24 protein-coding genes, 2 tRNA genes and 1 pseudogene are annotated in these 23785 nt (G+C 41.9%); 11 read left to right on the top strand and 16 right to left on the bottom strand.

Annotation, left to right across the window (positions count from 1 at the left end; genetic code table 11):
- The first annotated feature begins 38 nt into the window (after positions 1–38).
- The 3 genes and pseudogenes from CXF95_RS21620 to CXF95_RS21610 form a co-directional block, all read left to right on the top strand.
- The gene (locus CXF95_RS21620) at positions 39–335 is read left to right on the top strand and encodes a hypothetical protein (protein WP_101200633.1); all 297 of its coding nucleotides are present in this window, start codon (positions 39–41) and stop codon (positions 333–335) included.
- A gap of 14 nt (positions 336–349) precedes the next feature.
- A complete protein-coding gene (locus CXF95_RS21615; RefSeq protein WP_101200632.1) occupies positions 350–943 on the top strand; it encodes a hypothetical protein in 594 nt (197 codons plus the stop codon).
- Between the two features lie 55 nt (positions 944–998).
- Positions 999–1673 (top strand): annotated as a pseudogene (locus CXF95_RS21610) (RHS repeat-associated core domain-containing protein); the annotation flags it as partial.
- Positions 1674–1969: 296 nt separating this feature from the next.
- Here CXF95_RS21610 and CXF95_RS21600 read toward each other — a convergent pair.
- From CXF95_RS21600 to CXF95_RS21585, 4 genes are all read right to left on the bottom strand, one after another.
- Complete coding sequence (locus CXF95_RS21600; RefSeq protein ID WP_101200629.1) at positions 1970–2428, bottom strand: hypothetical protein; 459 nt, start codon at positions 2426–2428, stop codon at positions 1970–1972.
- Positions 2428–2901 carry a hypothetical protein gene (locus CXF95_RS21595; protein WP_101200628.1) on the bottom strand — a complete coding sequence of 158 codons (474 nt, stop codon included), beginning with the start codon at positions 2899–2901 and terminating at the stop codon, positions 2428–2430. Before CXF95_RS21595 ends, CXF95_RS21600 begins: the two co-directional genes overlap by 1 nt.
- A 60-nt stretch (positions 2902–2961) precedes the next feature.
- Positions 2962–3315 carry a hypothetical protein gene (locus CXF95_RS21590; RefSeq protein WP_101200627.1) on the bottom strand — a complete coding sequence of 118 codons (354 nt, stop codon included), beginning with the start codon at positions 3313–3315 and terminating at the stop codon, positions 2962–2964.
- Between the two features lie 117 nt (positions 3316–3432).
- On the bottom strand, positions 3433–4341 hold the full coding sequence (locus CXF95_RS21585) for a tetratricopeptide repeat protein (protein ID WP_101200626.1): 909 nt from the start codon (positions 4339–4341) through the stop codon (positions 3433–3435).
- Between the two features lie 267 nt (positions 4342–4608).
- Between CXF95_RS21585 and CXF95_RS21580 the strand changes: the two genes are divergently transcribed.
- Positions 4609–4743 carry an antitoxin Xre/MbcA/ParS toxin-binding domain-containing protein gene (locus tag CXF95_RS21580; RefSeq protein ID WP_101200625.1) on the top strand — a complete coding sequence of 45 codons (135 nt, stop codon included), beginning with the start codon at positions 4609–4611 and terminating at the stop codon, positions 4741–4743.
- 76 nt (positions 4744–4819) lie between these two features.
- On the opposite strand, the gene CXF95_RS29675 is transcribed toward CXF95_RS21580, so the two are convergent.
- From CXF95_RS29675 to ppdK, 9 genes are all read right to left on the bottom strand, one after another.
- Complete coding sequence (locus CXF95_RS29675) at positions 4820–4987, bottom strand: hypothetical protein (RefSeq protein WP_157828199.1); 168 nt, start codon at positions 4985–4987, stop codon at positions 4820–4822.
- A 6-nt stretch (positions 4988–4993) separates the two neighbouring features.
- Positions 4994–6859, bottom strand: coding sequence for a V-type ATP synthase subunit A (locus CXF95_RS21575; RefSeq protein ID WP_101200624.1), 1866 nt, complete (start codon positions 6857–6859; stop codon positions 4994–4996).
- A gap of 22 nt (positions 6860–6881) precedes the next feature.
- Entirely contained in the window at positions 6882–7526 is a 645-nt protein-coding gene (locus CXF95_RS21570) for a DUF2764 family protein (RefSeq protein WP_157828198.1), read from the bottom strand.
- Positions 7527–7702: 176 nt separating this feature from the next.
- The gene (locus CXF95_RS21565; protein WP_101200622.1) at positions 7703–8398 is read right to left on the bottom strand and encodes a hypothetical protein; all 696 of its coding nucleotides are present in this window, start codon (positions 8396–8398) and stop codon (positions 7703–7705) included.
- Entirely contained in the window at positions 8398–8856 is a 459-nt protein-coding gene (locus CXF95_RS21560) for an ATP synthase subunit C (protein ID WP_101200621.1), read from the bottom strand. The genes CXF95_RS21565 and CXF95_RS21560 overlap by 1 nt, the downstream gene beginning before the upstream one ends.
- Positions 8853–10649, bottom strand: coding sequence for a V-type ATP synthase subunit I (locus CXF95_RS21555; protein WP_101200620.1), 1797 nt, complete (start codon positions 10647–10649; stop codon positions 8853–8855). Before CXF95_RS21555 ends, CXF95_RS21560 begins: the two co-directional genes overlap by 4 nt.
- Positions 10646–11251 carry a V-type ATP synthase subunit D gene (locus tag CXF95_RS21550; protein ID WP_101200619.1) on the bottom strand — a complete coding sequence of 202 codons (606 nt, stop codon included), beginning with the start codon at positions 11249–11251 and terminating at the stop codon, positions 10646–10648. The genes CXF95_RS21555 and CXF95_RS21550 overlap by 4 nt, the downstream gene beginning before the upstream one ends.
- Positions 11232–12605: a V-type ATP synthase subunit B gene (locus CXF95_RS21545; protein WP_198556663.1), complete on the bottom strand. Its 1374-nt coding sequence runs from the start codon at positions 12603–12605 to the stop codon at positions 11232–11234. Before CXF95_RS21545 ends, CXF95_RS21550 begins: the two co-directional genes overlap by 20 nt.
- Positions 12606–12701: 96 nt before the next feature.
- Positions 12702–15485 (bottom strand): pyruvate, phosphate dikinase, encoded by a 2784-nt coding sequence (ppdK, locus tag CXF95_RS21540; RefSeq protein ID WP_101200618.1) that lies wholly within the window; start codon positions 15483–15485, stop codon positions 12702–12704.
- A 381-nt stretch (positions 15486–15866) separates the two neighbouring features.
- Here ppdK and CXF95_RS21535 point away from each other — a divergent pair, with 381 nt between their 5' ends.
- The 6 genes from CXF95_RS21535 to CXF95_RS21510 are packed head-to-tail and all read left to right on the top strand — an operon-like array spanning position 15867 to position 20885.
- A complete protein-coding gene (locus tag CXF95_RS21535) occupies positions 15867–16637 on the top strand; it encodes a DUF3450 domain-containing protein (RefSeq protein ID WP_101200617.1) in 771 nt (256 codons plus the stop codon).
- Positions 16634–18022: a MotA/TolQ/ExbB proton channel family protein gene (locus CXF95_RS21530; protein ID WP_101200616.1), complete on the top strand. Its 1389-nt coding sequence runs from the start codon at positions 16634–16636 to the stop codon at positions 18020–18022. The genes CXF95_RS21535 and CXF95_RS21530 overlap by 4 nt, the downstream gene beginning before the upstream one ends.
- On the top strand, positions 18016–18567 hold the full coding sequence (locus CXF95_RS21525) for a MotA/TolQ/ExbB proton channel family protein (RefSeq protein ID WP_101200615.1): 552 nt from the start codon (positions 18016–18018) through the stop codon (positions 18565–18567). Before CXF95_RS21530 ends, CXF95_RS21525 begins: the two co-directional genes overlap by 7 nt.
- Complete coding sequence (locus CXF95_RS21520; RefSeq protein ID WP_101200614.1) at positions 18560–18967, top strand: biopolymer transporter ExbD; 408 nt, start codon at positions 18560–18562, stop codon at positions 18965–18967. Before CXF95_RS21525 ends, CXF95_RS21520 begins: the two co-directional genes overlap by 8 nt.
- A gap of 29 nt (positions 18968–18996) precedes the next feature.
- Positions 18997–19638: an energy transducer TonB gene (locus tag CXF95_RS21515; protein ID WP_157828197.1), complete on the top strand. Its 642-nt coding sequence runs from the start codon at positions 18997–18999 to the stop codon at positions 19636–19638.
- A complete protein-coding gene (locus CXF95_RS21510) occupies positions 19635–20885 on the top strand; it encodes a lipopolysaccharide assembly protein LapB (protein ID WP_101200612.1) in 1251 nt (416 codons plus the stop codon). Before CXF95_RS21515 ends, CXF95_RS21510 begins: the two co-directional genes overlap by 4 nt.
- A gap of 123 nt (positions 20886–21008) precedes the next feature.
- Here the strand turns inward: CXF95_RS21510 and CXF95_RS21505 are convergent, their stop codons facing one another.
- The 3 genes from CXF95_RS21505 to CXF95_RS21495 form a co-directional block, all read right to left on the bottom strand.
- Positions 21009–21266 carry a hypothetical protein gene (locus CXF95_RS21505; RefSeq protein WP_101200611.1) on the bottom strand — a complete coding sequence of 86 codons (258 nt, stop codon included), beginning with the start codon at positions 21264–21266 and terminating at the stop codon, positions 21009–21011.
- Between the two features lie 365 nt (positions 21267–21631).
- Positions 21632–21707 (bottom strand) — tRNA-Val (locus CXF95_RS21500).
- 50 nt (positions 21708–21757) lie between these two features.
- Positions 21758–21833 (bottom strand) — tRNA-Val (locus tag CXF95_RS21495).
- A gap of 507 nt (positions 21834–22340) precedes the next feature.
- On the opposite strand from CXF95_RS21495, the gene gltX reads away from it, so the two are divergent.
- Positions 22341–23750, top strand: coding sequence for a glutamate--tRNA ligase (gene gltX / locus CXF95_RS21490; RefSeq protein ID WP_101200610.1), 1410 nt, complete (start codon positions 22341–22343; stop codon positions 23748–23750).
- Positions 23751–23785 lie beyond the last annotated feature (35 nt).

Raw genomic sequence — 23785 nt, 5'->3', positions numbered from 1 at the left:
AGTGTACGACACATGGCGTACACTAAAGGGAGTTTACTATGGGATTTAAAGACGTTAAGCGTCAATTGGTGGACTGTCTCAAATCGGGGAATATTGTTCACGAGCAAAGAGACAACATTAATCTTAAAAATCTGTTAGCAACAGGACAAATCAGTGTAGATCTTGTTACTGATATTGTCTCCCAGACAAGAGGCAATGAGCATAGGGAAAGTCCACATTATTTTGATTCAACAGTTGATGTTCATGTAATAAAAACTAGTTTTCAGGGAAAAAATTGGTACATCAAGTGGTATTTAATTGAGCCTAATAGCGTATTTATTAGTGTTCATCATTAGGTAAAGGTCAGTGTATGAAAATATTTAAAGTAGGCGATACACAAAAAGCAATGTGCGAGGAGTGTAAGTCGATTCAAAATGCCACATTCTCATTGCGAGATGTGCCTTTTAGTGATGGTATTGGTACTGTTAAAAACGTCCTAGTTGGCGTTTGTAATACCTGTGAGAAAGCGATCCTCACACCTCAACAATCAGCTCCTGCAATAAAAAGACAATTGGATAAACGGAGGAAATCAATCGAAACAAGGGTTCCGGCTCATATGATTGATATTCTAAATCTTGCTAGTTCTGAATTGGGAGCAACCCCAGATTTTTCTTTCTATCTGATGAAGTATTATTTTCATGAACTTTCAAATGATGAAAAGGCTGTTACCTCACTTGCCAAATATTTGGAAAATGATTTAGCGAAAGGAGCGGCTGACAAGAGAATATCTTTGAAAGGAACTCTTATAGATTGGGAATTGAAGTTTATTAAAGATTATTCTCATTTAACTCGAACAACGGACGTTATCAAAGCTATTGTTTTGAAGATAAATGATGACATTCTAGTTAGGCCTAAACCACGCCGCATAAATCAGCTAAAAGGATTAGCTTCAACCTTTCTATAATTAAGTCGTTGTAATATAGTAAGAATACGGTGGTTTACAATTACGATTATTTTATTACAAAGCACGGATGTATCATCCAAAGTTAGGTCGATTCTTACAGACTGACCCGGTGGGTTATGAAGATCAGATGAATCTTTATGCCTATGTTGGGAATGATCCGATTAATATGTCAGACCCTACAGGAAAATGGGGGGTTGCTGGTTTCATAATTGGTGCTGGATTAGAAGTTGCTCGACAAGCATTTACGGGAGAACTTAAAGACACAAGTTTATCTGGAATAGCGAGGAACGCGGGTAAGGCTTTAGTTTCTGGACTTGCAGGAGCTACAGGAGCTGGTCTCGCAACAAAAACTGCTCAGTTAGGTAATGCACTTAGGGTTACTGCTAATACAGCGGGGGGCGGCGCAATAGGTGCAATATCAACGGTAACCAATAATGCTATTGATGGTAATAACTTAACTGACAATATAGGGGTTGGAATTGTGCTTGGAGCCGCTGGAGGAGCGGCTGGAACAATTGTTGGTGACACAATTGATGCAGGTACAGCTGCACTCAAACAAAAGGTATTTAACGCAACTTCGGTAGCAGATCAGAATCTAACAATGCATCTTAAAGGCGCAACAGGTGGCGGTGCTAGCTCAACATCCGTTGGTGTTGGTGATGCGCTAGGAAATGTTGCCTCGAATGCTGCTGGTTTGGCAGACTCATGTGGAGTAAAAAACCAATGTTAGATAAAAACAAAAAGAAAATCTCGATTGCATACTTGATTGTCTGTTTGCAGGGAGTTGGTGTAATTGTTTTAGGCGGATTTTTTGAGTTGCTGCTGTTTCTGGGGGATCACTTGAATCTGTTATCTTACGATTCTAATTTCCTTATTTTTACATGCGGCTTGTTAGTCGGACTTGCCATGATGCTGTTCTCATCAACTAAACTCTGGCTAAAATTGAGGAGACGATCACCGCAAGTTTAGATTACAAATTTTGAATCCAAAGCCTCGCTCTTGCCGGGCTTTGGATTCGAATGATTGTTACCAAGGGGAGTCAGAACGACCAGTTTTCCAACCTGAGCACGGGTTATATTCAATATATTCTGAATTAGGGCAGAAAACATGGAACATTTCATCGTCTTCGTCTGACAAACAAATAAACTCTACAAGAACAGAATTATCAAAAAATAAAGTTACGTCACCCACTTCATTTTGAGAAACAGACCTAATTGAACCGAAACTTATGTTCTTAAGTTTAGCATCTAGTTCTTCATTTGTTTCAACGTCATCTAAACTTGCACAAATTACCTGTTTGTTTTTTATTACTCTCCAATTGCTTGAATACGTTCCTATTTCCCATTCACGGTACTTTTCAGTACTGGCATCGTTATCTTTTTTTCCAAAACCTAAACTCAAGGATGTGCTATTACCTACTGCTTGGCGAACACAACGCAAGTTGATCACTTCATCTATTTTTTTATCTATCTCAATATTAATCATTATCCCCCCAAAGACTTTAACCAGCTAGGAATAGGCTTGTTCGCACTTTGGTACATACTTACAGCATCTTCAATTAGCTCTTCTTTTGTTCTGTCACCAGCTCCAGGCGTTTTTACATCATGAAATTCTCGCCTAGTTTTTTTTCCTAAGTCTCTTTCTATTTTCTTCGCAATATCTTTAGCAAATTTCTCTGATGCTTTTTTAGCAGCTTGGTTCTTGGCCACAGCTCTAGCAGTAGCCCTTGCCCCAACAATAATAGAGGCATCAGGTGTCGGACTAACAGGACTATTCAATATATCAAAAAGAATTAAACTGCCATCAATAGCCGCATCGCCCCATGAGTAATCGTTAGAATCATCTGGGGTAAATGTACACGTTTCGTTACCGTCTTTATCAGTAACGCATTCCATCTCCATTCCTGAAGGATCGAACATGTTTACGGGATCATTCCCAACATAAGCATAAAGATTCATCTGATCTTCATAGCCAACGGAACTATCGGGGTGAACTATCGGGGTCAGAACAAAGTTAAATTAACTCTTACGCCATCCAAGTTTCCTGCCAGGCGGTAATGTATGTAAGCGTCTACCTGTTAGTGATGTCAGTTCGCTTTTAAATCTATCATTACCTAAGGCCATACCTGACTGAGTGGCGGCTCTAATTTCTTCTAACAATTCCCCCTCGACATGACTAGTAAATAAACGACGATAGGTGGCTTGGCGCTCAGTATCATTAATACCTAACGCGGTGTATAAACAATGTGGAGTGCATAGATTTGAAACCTTACCTAATGCATTTATCTGATAACTAGACCAAACATATTCAGAAGGCTGTGCCACCATCGAGGCCCTAACTGGGTTTAGCTCAATACGAGGCAAACGACTCATAGGATGTCCTTATCTTTGAGTTAAGTAAGCGACAAGGTTAGCCTATGCGTTATTTAACGTTGTTCTTGACCCCGATAGTTTTCCGATAGTTTTATTGATCCGACTCAATTGATTGACTCAGCTGCCTACACAAAATTCAAGCAATTCATCGAGCTTGCCGGAAGACCTGAGGTTTTCAAGACTTTTATCCGTTTTGGCCTCATCAAGATAGGTGCCTGATAGTTCTATGGCGTTGCTCAGATCAGCCAGTGCGGCATCAAGTTGATTAAGGGTCGAATTAGCGCAGGCCCGTTGGTAAAATGCATAATGATATTCTGCGTCGATCAAAAGTGCTCTGTTGCAAAGACTGAGGGCCCATTGTGCTTCCCCTATTTCTAATACCTCGTCGGCCTTGTAGGTTAGGGCTTCTGTATCAGTCGGGTTAATCACCAAAATCTGGTCGTAGACATCTATTTTCGCCTGATGTGTCGCCTCCAAACCCGCACGCATCCAGAGTGAATGCAGGGCATTGGTGCGGCTGATGTCTTCCTGTGCAGCGACGATGCGATTAGTGCGATCTTTGAGGCTACTTTCAAGGGACTGCAGACGCTGCTCATAGTCTTCGGAAATACGGGTCACTTTATGTTCGATGACCTCATTGAGCTTGTGTCGTATTTCACGGACTGAACTCCAGCCAACAAGCGCCAGTATGGAGGCGGCCGTTGCGATAATGTAAAAAATATTGTTCACCGTGCTGGTCGCATAGTTAATGGCGCGATCTGATGCCGCTAGCTCGGTAGAGGTAAATCGTTCAACAAACTCTGTACGCTGCCCTTGCAAATCTGTGCGAAGTGTTTTTAGTTCGTCAAGCACATATCGTTCGACGAAGGGGGTGTAGAGAGGTTTGTCCAAATTTTCAATTACACTGTTGTGCTGTGTGGTATCTGGCGTATTGACAGGTTCAGCAGTACCGTATGCAGGTAATGCCAATAATAGACATAGTATTAGGCCAAGCACGTTTCCTTTACCAGCAATTTGAATCGTCATATTACCTCTTTATTGGGCTTTGATATTGTTAAGCATAAGATAGTTAAAAATCAGTTTGCCAGATTTTTTTGCATACTGCGAATCACCTGCGGGTCAGGTCTTTGATTTATGATAAATAATTAACAAAACGGCCATTATAGAACACCTGCGGGGTCTTTGATTTATGATAAACAATAAAAATATCGGAAATATCGGGGTCAAAAAATATCGGGGTCAGAACAACATTAAATTATCTTTTCCTTGTCCGAACTGACTACTAAGTGAAATATGTTCGGCTCAAACGAGCAGGATATTGCTAAATGGATGAATACTGCTATTCCAGCGCTTGAGGGAAAAAAATCAATTGAATTACTGCTGAAAGAAGATGGTGAGAATATTCTCTTGGATTGCTTAGAAAAATGAAATAGGGTGATTTTTGAAAGCGTTTCATAATTACATAATGTGAATGTGGCGGGCAAACAATTAATACGCTCTTGAGTTACCTGATTAAAAATCTGCACAATTTTTCTGGAAACAGGATTTTTTGCTGCTCAAAATCCAGCATAGCTTGCTCTGCTGTATCGATCACCATGGGCAAGTCAAACGCGCCCGCTTGAATGGGATCATCCTGTGATAAATAATTGAAATGAATCGGGTGTTTGCTCATTATTCACTACAAATATTGTTCAGATAAGTTGCCTATTTGCTTCAATAAATTGTCATATTCTTGGGTATTAGCAGGGGCATAATTGAAGTTTTTGAACAAACCTGTGAGTTTTACAAAGTAAGTTCTAGCCATTTTTTTGTCATCAAAAGCATAACTTCGCGAGACTAATTCATACACTTTATTGAACGAGTATTTTTGCCTATCAAGTGATACTGACGCATCAACTTTATCAAAGGCATCTTGCTGTAAATAAACCATGTCTAAAAACAGCGCCTTTTGATAAACAACAAAATCTTCAAGGGTGACTCCTTCTTCTCCCGTAACCTGCATCATTTTAAGGGTGTTATCACCCATTGAGAGTAACATCTTCATTTCATTTACTTTTTTGGTCCACGTTGGCTCAAGGTTTATATCAAACCATTGTTGCATTTGATCCAGATATCGCGACCATGAGATTAACGGGTCCACGGCCGGATAGAATCGCTTATATGCTCTGTCTGCTGAAAGCCCCAAGAAACACTTCACAGTTGAAAGCGTGGCTTGAGTTACAGGCTCATCAAAGTTGCCGCCTGCTGGCGACACAGTGCCAATCATCGTCAAGCTCCCTAGTGTTCCGTCATTGGTTTCAATCAATCCGGCTCGTTCGTATAAACCTTTTATTGAAGAGTCTAAGTAGGCAGGAAACCCTTCTTCTCCTGGGATCTCTTCAAGTCGACCTGACGTCTCGCGCATGGCTTGCGCCCAACGCGAAGTAGAGTCGGCAATCAACAAAACGTCACATCCCATCTGACGATAATATTCACCTAATGTTATGCCCGTAAAAATAGATGCCTCGCGGGCAGCAACGGGCATTGAGGATGTATTGCAAATGATAATAGTGCGGTCCATAAGAGTACCACCTGTTTTGGGATCTAACATCTGCGGAAATTCGTTGATCGTTTCAACCACTTCACCGGCTCTTTCACCACAGGCCACGACAATAACCACGTCTACTGATGAATGCCGTGATATGACGTTTTGAAGTACCGTTTTTCCGGCGCCAAACGGTCCTGGTATACAGGCAGTGCCGCCACGAGCAATAGGATAAAAAGTATCGATAATACGTTGTGTTGTTATAAGCGGTTCATTGGGATATTTTCGTTGTGAAAGATTACGCTTCAGTAAATTGCTACTCAAAGGCCATCTGACTGGCCAAGTCTGTGACAGCGTAATAGGATATTCCTTACCGTTTTCATCCCTGAGTCTAGCCACTTGCTGTTTAATCGTAAATGATCCCTCTTGGATCCAATCCACAGCATAAGTGTTAGGCCAATCAAACGGGACCATGATTTTGTGCTTTATCCTGCCTTCCTGCACGGTGCCCAATGCATCACCGGCTGATAATAAATCAGCCGTTTTCACCGTTGGAACAAATGACCATTTAGTTTGTTGCTCAAGGGGCTCAACTTGAGCGCCTTTTGGTAAAAATATGCCGTATTTTGCCGCGACTCTTGGTAATGGCGCTTGCAAACCATCGTAGACTTGCCCTAATAGTCCGGGCCCCAATTCGACAGACAATAACTTGCCGCTTTGCTCTACCGGATCGCCAATTGCCACCCCTTGAGTATTTTCATACACTTGGGCATCAGCGCAATTCCCTTTAACCCGCAATATTTCTGCCTTTAACTTTTCTGGCTCTCCTAAAGCGTTTATCGTACTAGAACAGATGTATATCACTTCATTTTTAGTCAATCGATACATCTTTCCATTACTATCAAGCTGAGCTTGTATCTCAACAAGATCATCTTGAACAGCTACGACTCTGGCAGTAACAGGGGCGTTTCCCTGCTCGATATCTATTTGTGTATTCTCAGTTCGACTGTTGGAGTTCATATTTAATCCTTAAGTTTTATACTCATGCAACCTCAAAATCCCCCAACCCTTGTTCAACTAATTCAGTAAATCTTATCTTTGCAGCTTCAATGTTGTAGCCCGTGGTGCGATCAACAATACTCCACTTGAGTACATAAATAATCACAGCCTCAAGATCAAAATAATGCTGGTTAACACTACGTTGCAGTTGTTTAAACGCGTGATCTAAGATAAAACGTTCCATACCTTCAGCATCTTTATTGTCCATAAAACCTTTCGCTTGAGGTAACCAAGGAAACACAGTTTCCAGTGCAAAATGCGTTTCATTCCAGTTTCGGTTGATATGGCTAACCCAACGTCCAAAGCCCCAATTCAGGTTATCTGGCGCATTTTCTCCTTGCGCCCTATGCCTCAAAGCCGCTACACATGTTCGCAACTCCATTTTATCCCGTACCAGTGTTTTCAGAGTCTCACTCTGCAAACCTACGAAAACCATTTTTGCGTGCTTGATAAGCTGCTGATCTGAAAACGCAAGATTTTGCATACTCCAATTCAAAACTGATTCGACCTGTCGTAGCGTCCTTAAATCTTGTTCATTAAGTTGTTTTAAACGTTGCTCAAGTCTCAATCGAGAGATAGGTGTTAACTTCGCCAAAAATAATCGCTCAGTACTAGGCAAACTAGACATTAAGCTCACGTATTCATCTATACCCTTCATCCTTTAAACGGCCTGTTTGTTGACTGCACGCTTTGGTCCCACTCGGTAACCAATGTGGTACTTGGTTGACTAAGTTTATTGGATCTTATTGGTTTGCCGCCGCCAAACACGTTTAATGATTTTGGGTAGTTATTGAACATATCAATTTATCTCACTACACCTTCGAGAATAGCTCGAAAGCGCGGTTGTAAATGCTCCAGCAACATCGAAGCCACGGCTTGCCCAGTAAAGTCCAAGGTTAAATCGCGATCCTGCAACTTCACACTCATACCGCCCTGTACATCATGACTGGTTTTAAAATTAACGCCGGCAATCAACATGTCTCGGGTTAGGCCAAAAACAAATTCAGTTAACGGGCTGTTTTCTAGTTGTTCTGGAGAATGTTGCAGGTCGCTAAGACCTACTACTTTTTCAGGCAAAATAAATTCAAGCTTGGAATCTTCATTGATATCAGCATCCTTACTTAGTTTTCCAGCAATTTCTAATATCAATGTTTTTAATAATTCAGGATTTGCCAGCTCATGCTCAACCAAGCGCTTCACATCAGTCCTGAAACCCTCAGTCAACTCTGCTTTCAATGTCAGCACCATGTCTCGCATGGCTGTCTTGAGCGCCTCTTGCCCACCATTTAGTAATGCTGTAGCCTTTTTTTGTGCCTCACTGATTTTTTGGCTTGATTGATGGTCTGCATCGGCCAATATTGTCTTTGCCTGCTTTCGCGCTGCATTTAATACTATTTCAGCTTGAGCATTGCCAGCTTCAACCCCTTCTTGGCGTAGCTTAGAGATGAGTTCATCAACGCCTTGTGAGACCAGAGCCGGATGTGTTGATTGTTCTGCCATTACACCCCCCCAGGAATATTTGCACTGATGACTAAAGCAAATACAAAGACAAAAACACCAAAGCCCTCAATAATCGCTGCTGGAGCTAAAGATAAGCCAAATATTTCAGGTTTCTCTCTAGTGGCGCTGATCGCAGAAGCAACCGTTTTACCTTGCCACATGCCACAATACAAAAGAGCGATCCCTGAAAATAAACCGACCGCAAAAATGCCACCCGCGTTAGTAATGTCTATCGCACGATTTAGGGTGAACATGATGACGATCCCGTAGATGACAAATGTAGAAGGAAAGGCCGACAAGCCAATATACCGCCCATACCCACCTTCAGATTCCAGCATCGCACCGATACTGGCTTGTCCAGCAATCCCGCATCCTATTGCGCTGGCAACCGCTCCCAGAGCCATAGGCGCATAAATGCCAACCCATCCAAGCATTAAAATAAAATAATTATCACTCATTTCTTAACCTCCGTTCGAGCAAATGGTTGGAACTCTGTTCCTTCTTCTGTTTGGCCCCAATTATAAAACTCGATATAATTTAAGCGTAAACCGTGCACCACTCCGCTCATTATCGACAACACCAAATTCAATACATGTCCGACTAATAAAATTAAAATTGCGATTAACAAACCCCCTCCAGATATTGAAGAATAAGCATTGTCTGCAAGCTCATTAAAGGTGATCGCCAATGATGCACTGGCTAAACCTAGAGCAAAAAGGCGCATGTAGCTCAAGATGTCACCAAAGGCATTCAGCGAATCCTTCAAACTAAAGATACCTTCGAGTATTCGCATCAGGTGATCCACAGGTTTATTAATTGCTCGTTCGCTTGTAAATAGAACAATGCACAGCACTCCCGAGCCTAAGAGTAAATAACTGATGAGATGAGCTGTGGAGTTTCCGTCTGCTAACCAATAAGTGAGTCCCGCATAAATCACAAATAACCAGCCCAATTTAGCCAGTGCAATGCGTCTATGGCGGTTAATATATGCCATAGATAGGTTGGCAACGCCTATATGAATAGCACCAATAATGATTGACAGCTTCATCATCATGTCAAAATTATTCATGTCGATGATATGCAGTTGGTCGAACACGGTACCTACTGTCGGCGTTACCCCGAAGTAACTTCCCACCAGCGCCCCATACACAACGGTTGTTGCAGTTAAGGACAAAGCCAATAGTCGATAAGCCTTTGCTTTATTGCTACGACCAAGTTTCCTCCAAGATAAAAGTAAGCCACCTAGAAGCAGCAATCCATAACCTGCGTCAGCAAGGATCATAGCGAAAAATAGCGAAAAAGAAATAAACAGTAACCAACTTGGATCCCAACCGTAGTAACCCGGCACCTGGTAAAATAAAGCCAGATCTTTAGCCGCATCCATCTTTTTAGGTTGCTTTAGTAAAGTTGGCGGAGTGTCGTTTTTATCGGGCTTAGAAATCAAACAAGCAAATTCAGCTTGTCTGGCAAACTCTTTTACTTCATCTTGTCGTTCAACTGGCACCCAACCTTGTAACGCAACCAAATCTTTATCTTCAAATATCTTTTGTGATGCGTTGCCTAAAGCAGCCTTATCATCGGCTTCAGCAATATTGACACTGAGCAAATAGATAAACCGACTTAGGCTTTGTCGCTTGGCATTTAATTCATCTTGTAACAGCTCAACTTCTTCTAGCTCATTGAGCAGTTCAGCCTTCGATTTAGAGCCCAAATGGACTCTCGGGACCGGCAACAATTCAAGCTTAGGTTCAGATTTAGATACCACCACCACATAAGCGTTTTTATTGTCCTTGTGAACAATAGACCAAGGCAGAGCGATTGAAAATAAGACTTTACGCTTATCCAATGGCAAAATGTAATACCAAAAAAGGTAACCCATTAACGTCGCTTTTGGCGGGTATTCAATGTTCCCCCAGGGTTCAATTTCAACTAAACGTTGCAGGATTAGCTCTTTTTTGTCGGATGCTCTGCGCATATCGAGTTTCAAATCCACCGCCTGTTGAATACAGTTGTCGACATCGAAATCAGATTTGTGCAGTATCTGGCGTCTCTTGGTTTTCAAATCATTTAAAAATCGCAGCGCTTTGTGGGCCCTGTCAGACTTTGGATTAATCACATTTTCGACTTCTTTGGGCTTTGGAACTAATGGCAGTACGTGCATACACCCCAAAGATTGCAGCCCTTCTAAAAGGATTTGTTTGTCGTGATTGAGGCCAAATAAGGTCACTTTATGTTGTTTTAAAATACTCATTCTGACAACACACTTTGACGTTTACGTTTGGCAATTTTTGAGCGTACAACCGCGGCCATCTGCTCATCTGATAAATACACTTTAATGCGCTTAATATTAGACTCGGTTTGCGGGATCAGTACTTTCTCGAACAAGTTAACCCGCTGAGTAATGGTGCGAACGGCCTTATCTAGCAACTGCAACCTTCGCTCGTTAACTTTTGCAAAGACTTGCAGCTCAAGCATTTCTTTTAAGGTAGCCACCACATTATCAACCCAATGAGGTGTGGCCATGACTGAAAATGGCTTCACCTTAATCTTAACGCTGCTCAATTTAGGAAGTTGCGTACCCACGATGTTTTCAGTTTTGATGTTGGCATGGGAAAACTCAACCAACCCCTCAAGATCTATATTTTGATTGGCCAACATCGGTAGCTGGTCAGCGACGTAAAACTCAAGTGCGCAGATCCGCTTGGCAGTTTCATTCACTATCGTCTTGGCTTTGTTACGCTCTGCTGTTAATTGCTGACGCTTTAAATCAAGAGAGGGTAGAAAGCGCTTATAGGTGACTAAGCTCTTTGCTTCATTCGCCAGTGACGATTTATTAAGCTGTAGCTGCGCCATCAGTCTCTTGTGCCTCTATCTTTGTAGGAAAATATTTTAAGATCAGTTCATTCTTCATCAGTAGTTGCTCTGCCTCAAAACATTCAGCAAGAGTTTGCCAACAAAGATCCAGTGCATCTTCGAGATTTATTGAGACATTGATATCCATAAAACGCTCACGAAAAAAGCGCCCAAACTTAAGTAGTTGATGGTCAAAATCAGACAGTTCAAAGGCCATAGCCATCTTTTGCTCAGCGTCTTTTGCTTCAGAATAGAAACGCACCATAGTGTTCATAATCTGACTATGGTCTTCGCGGGTGACTTTACCTATGACATTTTGTTTTAGCCTAGATAAAGATCCAAACGGGTCAATGACACCATCATGCAAATAAAACTGCCCTTCAGTAATATAACCGGTGTTGTCAGGCACAGGATGAGTGACATCGCCTCCTGGCATGGTTGTCACTGAAAGAATGGTCACTGAACCACCTCTTGCGTAATCGCATGCTTTCTCATAACGTCTGGCAAGTTGCGAATATAGGTCTCCCATATAACCGCGATTGGAGGGCACTCTCTCCATCGACACACCGACTTCTTTGAGTGCATCCGCATAAGCAGTCATATCGGTTAACAGTACCAGCACTCGTTTCCCTTCATCAGTTGCAAATCGCTCTGCTACCGCTAAAGCCATATCGGGTACTAACAACCTCTCAACAATTGGATCCGATGCTTGATTTACCATCATCACTGTTCTTGAAAATACCCCCGCATCCTCAAAGCTCGTTTTGAAGAAGTGGTAGTCATCAAATATCAATCCCATTCCACCAAATATTACAATGTCGGCATCTGCCTGATTTCCAATTCTGGCCAAAAATGCATTATAGGGTTCTCCTGATACAGAAAAGATTGGGATCTTTTGACTTTCAACCAAACAGTTAAAGACGTCAATCATAGGCACATCGGTGCGTATCATTTTTTTGGGGACAATCCTCTCAGTAGGATTAACTGACGGGCCTCCAATCTGCACCTTTGAATCTGACGATAAATCAGGGCCATTGTCGATTGGCATTCCACTACCACCAAATACACGCCCTAGGATATTGTTGGAATAGGTCACTTGCATCGGGTGTCCCAAAAACCTTACGCTTGAGTCCGTTGACACGCCTTTAGTACCAGAAAAGACCTGTAATGAGACCTCTTCTCGATTGATGCTAATAACCTGCGCAGTTGAAGGTTTTCCAAGACTATTTTCGAGGATCGCAAGATCACCAAATTTGACGGCGGATCCTTGCCCATTTTCACTCAAAGGGACTTTTATTTTGACAATATCCCCTACAATTTCCAAAATATTGGTATATCGAAAAAGAGTTTTCACAATGACAACACTCCGAAACATGCATGGTCAACACTGCTACGCTCAGATGCTTTGCGTATAAAGTGGTGATATTAGTATTGCTAGTTCTATTGACTACTAAATCGAGTAGTCCTTTTCAGTTAACTTCGCCTGAGCTGCAGCCAGCCTAGCAATCGGCACGCGCGGAGCAGAACATGAAACGTAACTCAGTCCAATATGATGACAAAAACGTATCGACTCAGGATGGCCAGCTTGCTCTCCACAGATACCCACTTTCAAATCGGGGTTGGTTTTACGTCCCCATTGCACTGCCATTTCCATTAGTCGGCCAACACCTTTTACATCCAGCGTTTCAAATGGATTGTCCTGAAGAATATGGTTCTCTTCGTACAATGGCAGGAACTTGTTTTCTGCGTCTTCACGGGAGAACGAAAAAGTGGATTGTGTGAGGTCGTTAGTGCCAAAGGAAAAGAACTCGGCAGTTTCTGCCAGATGGCCAGCTCGCATACAAGCGCGTACCACTTCGATCATTGAGCCGAATTTAAATTTGATTTTAATATTGTGTTCGGCTTCCACTTCAAGCAGCACTTTATCCATTATTTGTCTTACCCATATTAACTCTTGATTGGTGCATACCTGGGGCACCATTATTTCAGGGCGCACTTCTATACCCTCTTTGGTGCATTCAGCAGCGGCTTCCAATATTGCTCGTATTTGCATTTCATAAATTTCTGGATAGGTAATACCTAGGCGCACACCCCGATGGCCTAACATCGGGTTGACTTCAAACAACTCACGCACCTTCAACAGCATTTGTTTTTTCTTGGCGATGGCAGACTCCACCAATTCGCGTCCACCAGGGCCAAAAGGTTTAGGCAGTTTTTGAGCCTCAGCTTGGTGTTTTAACAGTTGCATGGTATTCATTAAATCATTGACGCCTGCAACCGTTTCTTGCAGGCGTATAAGATGTTTAATTTCCCGTTCAAGTTGTTTTTCACTGGGCAAAAACTCATGAATAGGTGGGTCAAGTAAACGGATAGTAACAGGCCGCGGAGACATGACCTTAAACAGACTTTTAAAATCATATTTTTGTATCGGACGCAGCACATCCAGCGCCTTCTGTCGCTCAGTTTTGTCTTTTGCCAAAATCATATCAATCACCAACGGCAACCGATCCTGTGCGTTAAACATGCGCTCAGTGCGGCAAAGACCAATGCCCATAGCACCATAATCAGATGCCTTACTGGCTGATTCCATAGTGTCGGCATTAGCCATGATTTTGAGAGTAGAAATCTCGTCGGCCCAACTCAGTAAGGTCTGCAGTTCATCGGAAAACTGCGGTGGCACAGTGTCTATTTTCCCTAAGTAGACGTTGCCGTTTGCACCATCAATGGTAATAGTGTCACCTTCATGAAGCACGGTATCATTGATGCGAGCAATGCGTTTTTCAACGTCAACAATAATACCTTCGGCGCCAGCTACGCAGGGTTTACCCATACCACGAGCGACCACAGCAGCATGTGAAGTTTTCCCCCCTCGGCTGGTGAGTACACCTTGGGCAGCAAAAAAACCGTGTATATCTTCTGGCTTCGTTTCTTCTCGCACTAAAATGACATTTTCACCTTGATCACGAGCCAGTTCGGCACGATCAGCATCAAATACAATCGTTCCTGAAGCAGCCCCCGGAGACGCAGGTAAGCCTTGTACAATTGGTAGCTGTTTTGATTTCGGATCAAGTCGAGGGTGTAATAGTTGCTCTAGTTCTTCAGGGTTAATCCGCAGTAGCGCTTGATCACGTGTAATTAATCCTTCATTACTCATTTCCAAAGAGGTACGTACACGAGCTGCAGCATTCATTTTGCCATCCCGTGTTTGCAGGCAAAACAGCACACCATTTTGGATGGTGTATTCATAATCCTGCACTTCTTTATAATGGTCTTCCAGACGATTGCGTAAGGTAACCAGCTCTTTGTACATTTGTGGCATATCCTGTTCTAACTCTTGCACAGCTTTGGGGGTTCGAATGCCTGCGACCACATCTTCTCCCTGAGCATTGATCAGGTATTCACCAAACATGATATTTTCGCCGGTGCCTGGATTTCGCGTAAAGCCAACGCCAGTTGCACAGTCATCGCCCATGTTGCCAAACACCATGCTCTGCACATTAACAGCTGTGCCGTTAGCTAAATCGGGAGTGATATTAAACTCACGGCGATAATCAATAGCTCGTTTGCCTAGCCACGAGCCAAATACTGCTTGAATGGAAATTTGTAGTTGTTCATATACATCTTCAGGAAAGGGTTTGCCGGTTTCGTTTTTAACCACCTCAAGAAAGAGTTGCGTGATTTCCTGAAAATGCTCAGCACAAAGATCTGTGTCTTCGGTTAACCCTTCACGTTTTTTGATGGCATCAAAGGGTTTGTCAAACTTATCGTCAGCAATACCTAATGCAACCTTGCCAAACAATTGTACAAAGCGGCGATAGGCATCCCATGCAAAACGTGGATTGCCTGTTTGTTTAATCAGGCCAGGCAGTGTTTGCGAATTAAGTCCCAAGTTAAGAATAGTATCCATCATGCCAGGCATAGACATGGCCGAACCAGATCGAACCGATAACAACAGCATATTGTTAGGATCACCAAAACCTTTGTCAGTTGCCTGCTCTAGTTCTTTTATTTGTTGCTTTACTTGTTCAATTAGGCCATCGGGCATGCCTTGGTTTTTGGTGTCGAGATAACTTAGACAAGCTTGCGTAGTGATAACAAAACCAGCAGGGACATTAATACCAATTTGAGTCATTTCGCATAAATTTGCACCTTTGCCACCTAACAACTTTTTGTTTTTTCCGTCACCGTTTTTAAATGAATATACATAGGTTGAGGGTGCGGCATTCGCGATCATTTTTCACTCCAAACATAACTTTTATAAGAACTAAAAACCTAGCTTGATTCTTATCTATATTCTGTTATTTGGTGTTGATGCAGATCAAGAATTAATCATAACTCTTACCACTGGGTTACCGAAGTAAGGTGCTCTACCTGTTAGCTCTCCAACAAATTCGACCTTTGCGACAGTATTACTCCAGCTTGTCCTCATTATCCAAAATCCAGGCTTTTTCCAATGCTCAACATACATTTGATAGATATTCATAAAATAGTCAGTTCAGAATAAGTTAAATTAATAAATTATGATCTAGGACATGTTTAGGGCACTTTCATCTGGCATTTGGAGGGCATTATCATCTATTAATTGGTGAGTTCTGCACAGTTAATAAGAGGGTTTATGCAATTAATAAAAATTATGCTGTTAACCATTTTACTTGGTTTCAGTGCCGAGGCGATGAATCAGGAAAAAACACAACAACTAGTTAACGAAGGATTAGAGCGACTGACCAAAAATCAGTTAGCACAACAGTCCGTCGACCAAACATTAGAACAGATACAAGCAATGGAGAAAGATTATCAGGATGAACTACAACTGTTAGATGGCTTAAATATGTACAATGCCATGCTAAAACGCCAGTTAGATGATCAACAGCTTCAAATCAACAAATTTAACACTTCAATTAACAATGCCACCTTAATCGAGAGACAAATAATGCCGTTGCTGGTGCGTATGGTCGACGCACTTGAATCATTTGTCGACATTGATATGCCTTTTCTAAATCAAGAACGCACCCAACGGGTCGCTGATCTGCGTGAGTTGTTGGATAAAGCCGAATTCACTACATCTGAAAAATGCCGACGGGTCTTCGAAGCCTATCAAATTGAAAATGAATATGGCTATACCATCGAATCTTACAAGGGCCGAGTAGATCTGGTTGACAGTCAGTTTGCGGTTGATTTTCTGCGAATAGGACGAATAGGTTTAATGTACCGGGACTTAGCTGGTGATAAAGTGGGATTTTGGAATAACCAAACGAAAGGTTGGCAACCACTCACTGAGCGCCAATACAAAAGACATATTACTAAGGGGCTAAAAATCGCCCGTGAAGAAATATCCCCCGAATTGATTACACTGCCTCTGCTTGCAGATATTGAGGTACGCCCATGAAAACCCCATTTAATTACCTAAGTATTATTGCATTTGCTATGTATTTTTTACTATTCAGTAGACTTGGTTACACTCAAAATAATGACACAATTTCGGTTGATGAATTACTACAAAAAGTGAAGCAAGGTTACAGACGTGACCAACAGGTAAATCAGCAAAGGATTGAGCAATTCAATCAGGATCGTCAACAACAGAGCAACCTTTTGTCGGACTTAAAACAACAGCGAGTACAAGCTGAAGCCCTGAGTTTGCAGCAAGAACAACAGTTTGAGGTAAATGAGCAACAAATTGGCTTACTGCAAGAAAGGTTAAGTCAACGCTTGGGTTCGTTAAAAGAATTGTTCGGAGTTTTACAATTGGTAGCTAATGACACGCAGGGGCAATTTGATAACTCCCTAGTGCAAATGCATTACCCAGAACGAACGGCTGAGCTTAATGCCTTTTCTGAAAAAATGGGCCAGGTGACTGAATTACCATCAGTGGCGGAAATCGAAGGATTGTGGTTCGAGTTGCAACGTGAAATGACCGAGTCTGGCAAAATCGTCCAATCTAAACAAACAGTTTTGCTGCAAAATGGTCAGGAAGTAGAGATGGACCTCATACGCATCGGTACGTTTAACCTTATAGCCGATGGGAAATATATCCAGCGCATAAACGAGACTGGTAGAATTGTAGAGTATCCGCGCCAGCCCTCAGGACGCTACATGACTGGGGCAACATCCATAGCTGCAAGTGCTGGTGCGCTCATCCCGTTCACAATCGATCCCATTCGTGGTCAATTGATTTCACTCATGGGCGCAGCACCAAATTTGACTGAGCGTGTACAACAAGGAGGCATGATTGGTTACGTTATTTTAACTCTGGGTGTACTAGTGGTGATATTGGCTATTGGTCGATTTATCTATTTATTATTAGTCGATCGCAAAATTCAAACACAGCTGTCCCATCTGGACACGCCAGGCAACAACCCGTTAGGGCGAGTGTTACAAGTATTTCAAGATAACAAATCTGACAATTTAGAACATTTAGAATTGAAACTAGGTGAAGCAGTCTTACGTGAATTACCACCAATCAGCCGAGGCCTTTCTTTCTTGAAAATCAGTGCTGCGGTGGCGCCCTTATTAGGATTGCTGGGCACAGTAACAGGCATGATTATCACCTTTCAAGCCATTACTCTATTTGGTGCAGGTGACCCCAAACTGATGGCGGGTGGTATTTCACAGGCACTAGTAACAACGGTTTTAGGCTTGGTTGTCGCCATTCCAACCTTGCTGTTGCACAATTTAGTCAATAGCAAAGCTAACAAAATCACCCAAATTATTGAGCAAGAAGCAGTCGCTTTAGTTGCTCTGCGCTCAGAAAATTTAATGGACAAGCCATGTTAGCCTTGATTGATAATCTTTTTCCTTGGTTCGGCGATATGCTGGAACTGGGTGGGGACATACTGTTACTGATTATTATTATGGCAGCGGTAATGTGGGCATTGATATTAGAAAGAGTGGTGTTTTTATTTTGGGTATTCCCCAACAAACAGAAACAACTTTCAGCCCTTTGGCAGCAGCGGGAAGACATGGCAGATTGGTATACTCAGCACTTTCGAATGTTATTGGTAAGTCGCGTAAATCGAGAAATGGGCCGTAACCTGCAGCTTATCGGCACTATAGTTAAGGTCTGTCCTCTGTTGGGTTTGCTGGGAACAGTTATGGGTATGTTGGAGATATTTGATGCCTTAGCGGTAACTGGCAACAATAGCGCCAGAACAACAGCAGGTGGCGTTTCAAAGGCCACTGTTTCGACCATGGCTGGCATGGTTGTGGCGATATCAGGCTTGATGATCAGTAACTATCTAATCGACAAAGCCACAGCTATGAAATTGGTTTTTCAAGAAAAATTGACGTTAGACAAACATCAGGAGCAAAACAATGCGTAAGTTTATTTTTCATCAGCCGCAGGATCAGGACGCTACCGTAGATATTACGCCCATGCTGGATGTGGTATTTATTATGTTGATCTTCTTTATCGTCACCGCAACCTTTGTGAAAATATCTGGGATTGAAGTGGATGCGCCCAAGGCCTCTACCTCTGTTGTGCAGGAAAAAGCCAACATATTGATTGCTATCGATGCTAATAACAAGATTTGGATTAACCGCCGAGAAGTGGATTTTAGAGCGTTGCGACCTAATATCGAACGATTACAAGCAGAAAATCCAAAAGGCATGGTGGTTATTCAGGCAGACAAAATGTCACGAAACGAAACCTTGATAAAAGTGATGGATGCGTCCCGTAAAGCAGGCGTTTATGATATTGCTTTAGCGGCGGACAGAAGTTAATAATGAAGAATTCACACCTAGTTCATAGCTTGGAATTTAACGATCATTATTTTTATTTGCGCCTTGCTATCACCACGATTGCCGGCTTGGCAATTGCTGGACTGTTGACTTTATTTATGCATATTTTAATTGAATTTAGTCAACAGGAACTAGTACAAGGGTCAAGAGCCAACTTTTTAGATTTTGTGCGGGTAAAACGCGATGAAAGCTCCCAAGTAAAAAAAACAACACCCCAACGTCCCCAGACCCAAGCAGCCCCTCCGGCGCCACCAACACCACAAAACAACCAACAAAACATGAGCGACGTCGGTTTGCAAGTATCCATTCCTGCAGCGGATGCCAATATAACTGTAGATATTGGAGGCATGATTGGCACTGGCGATGGCGAGTATTTACCTATTGTAAAAGTTGCCCCAGCGTATCCGATTAAAGCTTCGATGAGCAATACAGAGGGGACGTGTACGGTGGAATTCACGGTATCAACTACTGGGGCAACAAAAGACGTTGAGATAGTACCAGGGGAATGTCTGATTGTGTTTGCACGCACTTCAATATCTGCTGCGAAAAGGTTTAAGTATAAACCCAGAATTGTTAATTCAGAGGCAATAGAGGTGCCTAACGTGAGAAACAGATTTGAATATACGCTTGAAGATCGGCAGGACTCCCAATGAAGTGGCCAATCATTGTTTTAGTACTAACAGGTCTACTGAGCATCCAAACACAACTGCATAGCAAAGATAAAAAGGCCTATGCCATTAGTCTACAGGTTTTTAAAGAGATGGAGAGTGCAAATTTACTGGTAGAAGAAGGGCAATTTGAAGAAGCCTTAGAGGACCTCTCACAACTACTCGAAAAACGCGCGTCTAAATATGAAAAGGCTCAGATACATTCATTGATGGGCTCTATCCATTACCGTAACTCCAATCAAGACAGCGCCTTGGTTTCATTTACAAAAGTACTGGATTCTGTTGGGGGCATGCCGATTAATTTACATAAGCAGACCTTAAAAACCCTTTCACAATTAAGTATGGTTAATGAAAATTATGCTAAATCAAAAGAGTATTGTGAGCAGCTAGTAGCCATTACTGAAGTGCCTGAGCAACTTGATTACGCATTGCTGGCCCAAGCTAATTATAAGATGGAAGATTGGCAGGGCGCAATCGATGCGGCCCTGAAAGGTCGAAAAGCAGCCTATGAACAACAACAAGATCCAGATGAAAACCTACTGCTATTGCTCAACGCGGTGTATTTTGAAATTAATGCCTTGAATAAAATGCCAGAGGTATTAGAAGAAATCATCAAGTACTACCCAAAATCTAGTTATATCCTCTATTTGGCATCGGTATATGGGCAACTAGATAGACTCGATAAACAAATGGTGCTGATGGAAGCACTTTATGAAGACGGTAAGTTAATACAGGCATCACAAATAAGTAATTTGGCCAGTTTGTATATGTCCCAAAAGACGCCATATAAAGCTGCAAAAGTATTGAAAGAGGCTCTGGGATCAGGGACGTTGGACGCTACTGAGAGAAATTTTGAAATGCTTTCCCAAGCATGGCAATTGGCTGGTGAGCGAAATAATGCATTGGATGCACTCGCTTTCGCCGCAGAGCTTAGTGACAAGGGCGAAAACTACCTAAGAAAATCATATCTACATTTTAGTTTGGCTCAATACAAAGAAGCAGAAAAGTCTTTGTTGTTAGGATTTGATAAAGGGTTAACTGACAAACATAACGGAGAAGCTTGGTTATTATTGGGAATGACGCGCTTTAATATGAAGAAATTTGACAGTGCTATAGAAGCCTGTGAAAAGGCAAAAGATTATAAAAAAAGCGCCAAACACGCTAGCCAATGGATCGATTATATTGCCACCGAAAAACGTAAATATGAAAGTATGCAGGCGTCAATTATGTAACGCCAAGTCATTAAGCTATCTACCCACACGCCATCCCACTATATAAAAGTAGCAGTTAGTAATATTGAAATATGTGTATACCCGATAAGTTGTGAGACAGCTCATTATATATACTGTCCCTGTCTATTTAATACAGGGAGAAAGACGCTCTACAAATGTTTGAAGTTCGTAAAAGCTAAATTTTTCGGTTTTACCTTTTGCTAGTTTTCTGGCTTGTTCAGGAGTTAACCCCAATGCTTGAACAATTGTTTTAATCGGTGCATTTTTCAAATCCAACATCCCATGAATTTCTATCATTAGGTCTGAACACTTTTTATCAAGCAAAGCTTGTTCAGGTGATTCTGACACTGCATCGAAAATATTGTCATAGCTTAAGTTCATTAGGAAGTTGATAAATCTATTGATGTTATAGCGACTTGCATTATAACAAAATCCTACTCAAATTCACCCCAATGAGTATTTTTGATAATTGCTATTCAGCGATAGAGCATTTCTGGCGTTCTGCCTTTGCTGTATAACGAAGAGATTAAAAAACTTTAGGAATAACTGAGACGTGACAGAACGTTCACAGCGTCTTCTGGGCCGGTACATAAGGTAAAAGATATCTATGGCTTTGATTATGATTTATTTTGGCAAAGAATGTCGTAGAGTGGCTTGCAGCGCAATTCTTCTTAATCACCCTAATTCGCTCGAATAGCATTAGGAAGTAAATGGATAAAGTGTATATAAATCATGAAGATAAAATGTGGTGGTCGCTACTGGGCTTGAACCAGTGACCCTCGCCTTGTAAGGGCGATGCTCTCCCAACTGAGCTAAGCGACCGTAAACTGTGATGTGTTTTTAAGAAATTATCTCTTAAAAAACTAAAAATGTGGTGGTCGCTACTGGGCTTGAACCAGTGACCCTCGCCTTGTAAGGGCGATGCTCTCCCAACTGAGCTAAGCGACCAAAATTTATTACTACCTTTGAGCCTCTGGGGTTTAACCCGTTATCTTCGCCTTCATCATAAAAAGGCGGCGATGCTTTCTCTTTATTTAACTGAGCTAAGCGACCAAAATATTGCTACTTACTAGACTGTGCCGGTAAGTGGAGCGCTATTATAGGTGTGGGCTTTTAACTGTCAACACCTAAATGAAAATTAATGTTTTTATGGTTGAAAACTGTTCGCTTTAGGCCTTAGGTGTAGATTAATTGAACATTAGTGCTCTACAGCAGTAACCAAAATTTCAAATTAGAGTTACTAAGCAAGTCCATAAAAATGGTTGCGAACAAATATTTTGTATCAACGCAGTGAAAAAAGGGGCTAGGTTTGTCCATCAAAACGGCTCATTCATGTGTAATGCGAGTGCTCCGTTTAGATAAAAAACACTTTGGGCAATAAAGCTTGTTTGTAGATATAAATTCACTGCATTGGCTGTTAAAATACTGCCAATTTTTTGAATAGGTTTTAATTTAATGACAGTAGTAACTCGATTCGCCCCTAGCCCGACAGGCTATCTTCACGTTGGTGGTGCACGTACCGCGCTTTATTCTTGGTTGTATGCCAAAAGTAAGGGCGGTAAATTTGTATTACGTATTGAAGATACTGATATTGAACGTTCCACCCAAGCGGCTATCGATGCAATTCTCGAAGGTATGCAGTGGTTAGGTTTAAACTGGGATGAAGGTCCGTTTTATCAGACCCAGCGTTTTGATCGTTACAATCAACTGATTGACCAATTGTTAGCCGAGGGTAAAGCGTATAAGTGTTTTATGCCATCTGCTGAATTGGATGCCATTCGCGAACAACAAATGGCTAAGGGCGAAAAGCCTCGTTATCCTGGCACTTGGCGCGAACGTACTGACCATCCTCAAGATAAACCTTTTGCGATTCGTTTTAAAACGCCACAAGAAGGCAGTGTGGTCATAAAAGATCATATTCGCGGTGATATCGAAATTGCTAACAGTGAATTAGATGACTTGATTATCCGTCGCACTGACGGTGCACCTACCTACAATTTTTGTGTGGTGGTAGATGATTGGGATATGGGCATTAGTCATGTGGTTCGAGGCGAAGACCATATCAACAATACCCCACGTCAAATTAATATATTAAAGGCTTTAGGCGCGCCTATTCCAGAGTATGCCCATGTATCTATGATTTTAGGTGACGACGGTAAAAAGTTATCAAAACGTACTAATGCAGTCGGTGTGATGGAATTTAGAGATGAAGGGTATCTACCACAAGCATTGTTAAATTATTTGGTGCGCCTTGGTTGGTCCCATGGCGATCAGGAAATTTTCTCATTAGAAGAAATGATTGAGTTATTTTCTTTAGATGCCATTGGTCAGTCTGCTTCTGCGTTTAATACAGATAAACTTATTTGGTTAAACCAACATTATATGAAAACTTTGCCTGCCAAAGAGGTGGCTGAATATGCAAAATGGCATTTTGCTCAACAAGGTATTGATATAACCCAAGGCCCTGCATTAGAAGACGTGATTACCGTTCAGGCTGATCGGGTGAAGACCTTAAAAGAGTTAGCTCAAATCAGTGGCTATTTTTATCATGAATATGAAGCCCTTGACGAAAAGGCGGCTAAAAAACACTTACGTCCGGTGGCCAAAGAAGCTTTATTGCTAGTGCAAAGTAAATTGTCAGCTTTGACTGAGTGGAATACCGAGTCGATTCATAACGCGATTAACCAAACCGCTGAAGAATTGGACGTGGGTATGGGTAAAGTGGGTATGCCATTACGCGTTGCAGTCACAGGAGCAGGTAATTCACCTTCATTAGATTTAACCTTAAATTTACTTAAACCGGCACAAATTGAGCAACGTATAAACAAAGCGCTGGAATATATAGCAAACAGAGAAAATTCCTGAAAAAAGCATTGACATAAAAAGGGCAGATGCCTAGA

The organism is Paraglaciecola sp. MB-3u-78, from assembly GCF_002835935.1.
Lineage (GTDB): Bacteria > Pseudomonadota > Gammaproteobacteria > Enterobacterales > Alteromonadaceae > Paraglaciecola.
The sequence above is the reverse complement of the archived record's forward strand: the minus strand, read 5'-3'. Positions and strand labels throughout refer to the sequence as shown.

Bases quoted from the DNA above. Each gene is read 5' to 3' on its own strand.
- ppdK (WP_101200618.1), bottom strand. From the start codon at position 15,485: ATGATCGCGAATGCCGCACCCTCAACCTATGTATATTCATTTAAAAAC.
- gltX (WP_101200610.1), top strand. From the start codon at position 22,341: ATGACAGTAGTAACTCGATTCGCCCCTAGCCCGACAGGCTATCTTCAC.
- CXF95_RS21530 (WP_101200616.1), top strand. From the start codon at position 16,634: ATGAAAACCCCATTTAATTACCTAAGTATTATTGCATTTGCTATGTAT.
- CXF95_RS21525 (WP_101200615.1), top strand. From the start codon at position 18,016: ATGTTAGCCTTGATTGATAATCTTTTTCCTTGGTTCGGCGATATGCTG.
- CXF95_RS21620 (WP_101200633.1), top strand. From the start codon at position 39: ATGGGATTTAAAGACGTTAAGCGTCAATTGGTGGACTGTCTCAAATCG.
- CXF95_RS21560 (WP_101200621.1), bottom strand. From the start codon at position 8,856: ATGAGTGATAATTATTTTATTTTAATGCTTGGATGGGTTGGCATTTAT.
- CXF95_RS21510 (WP_101200612.1), top strand. From the start codon at position 19,635: ATGAAGTGGCCAATCATTGTTTTAGTACTAACAGGTCTACTGAGCATC.
- CXF95_RS21600 (WP_101200629.1), bottom strand. From the start codon at position 2,428: ATGATTAATATTGAGATAGATAAAAAAATAGATGAAGTGATCAACTTG.
- CXF95_RS21580 (WP_101200625.1), top strand. From the start codon at position 4,609: ATGTTCGGCTCAAACGAGCAGGATATTGCTAAATGGATGAATACTGCT.
- CXF95_RS21585 (WP_101200626.1), bottom strand. From the start codon at position 4,341: ATGACGATTCAAATTGCTGGTAAAGGAAACGTGCTTGGCCTAATACTA.
- CXF95_RS21565 (WP_101200622.1), bottom strand. From the start codon at position 8,398: ATGGCAGAACAATCAACACATCCGGCTCTGGTCTCACAAGGCGTTGAT.
- CXF95_RS21595 (WP_101200628.1), bottom strand. From the start codon at position 2,901: ATGAATCTTTATGCTTATGTTGGGAATGATCCCGTAAACATGTTCGAT.
- CXF95_RS21520 (WP_101200614.1), top strand. From the start codon at position 18,560: ATGCGTAAGTTTATTTTTCATCAGCCGCAGGATCAGGACGCTACCGTA.
- CXF95_RS21590 (WP_101200627.1), bottom strand. From the start codon at position 3,315: ATGAGTCGTTTGCCTCGTATTGAGCTAAACCCAGTTAGGGCCTCGATG.
- CXF95_RS21505 (WP_101200611.1), bottom strand. From the start codon at position 21,266: ATGAACTTAAGCTATGACAATATTTTCGATGCAGTGTCAGAATCACCT.
- CXF95_RS21575 (WP_101200624.1), bottom strand. From the start codon at position 6,859: ATGAACTCCAACAGTCGAACTGAGAATACACAAATAGATATCGAGCAG.
- CXF95_RS21570 (WP_157828198.1), bottom strand. From the start codon at position 7,526: ATGTCTAGTTTGCCTAGTACTGAGCGATTATTTTTGGCGAAGTTAACA.
- CXF95_RS21535 (WP_101200617.1), top strand. From the start codon at position 15,867: ATGCAATTAATAAAAATTATGCTGTTAACCATTTTACTTGGTTTCAGT.
- CXF95_RS21615 (WP_101200632.1), top strand. From the start codon at position 350: ATGAAAATATTTAAAGTAGGCGATACACAAAAAGCAATGTGCGAGGAG.
- CXF95_RS29675 (WP_157828199.1), bottom strand. From the start codon at position 4,987: ATGAGCAAACACCCGATTCATTTCAATTATTTATCACAGGATGATCCC.
- CXF95_RS21555 (WP_101200620.1), bottom strand. From the start codon at position 10,649: ATGAGTATTTTAAAACAACATAAAGTGACCTTATTTGGCCTCAATCAC.
- CXF95_RS21550 (WP_101200619.1), bottom strand. From the start codon at position 11,251: ATGGCGCAGCTACAGCTTAATAAATCGTCACTGGCGAATGAAGCAAAG.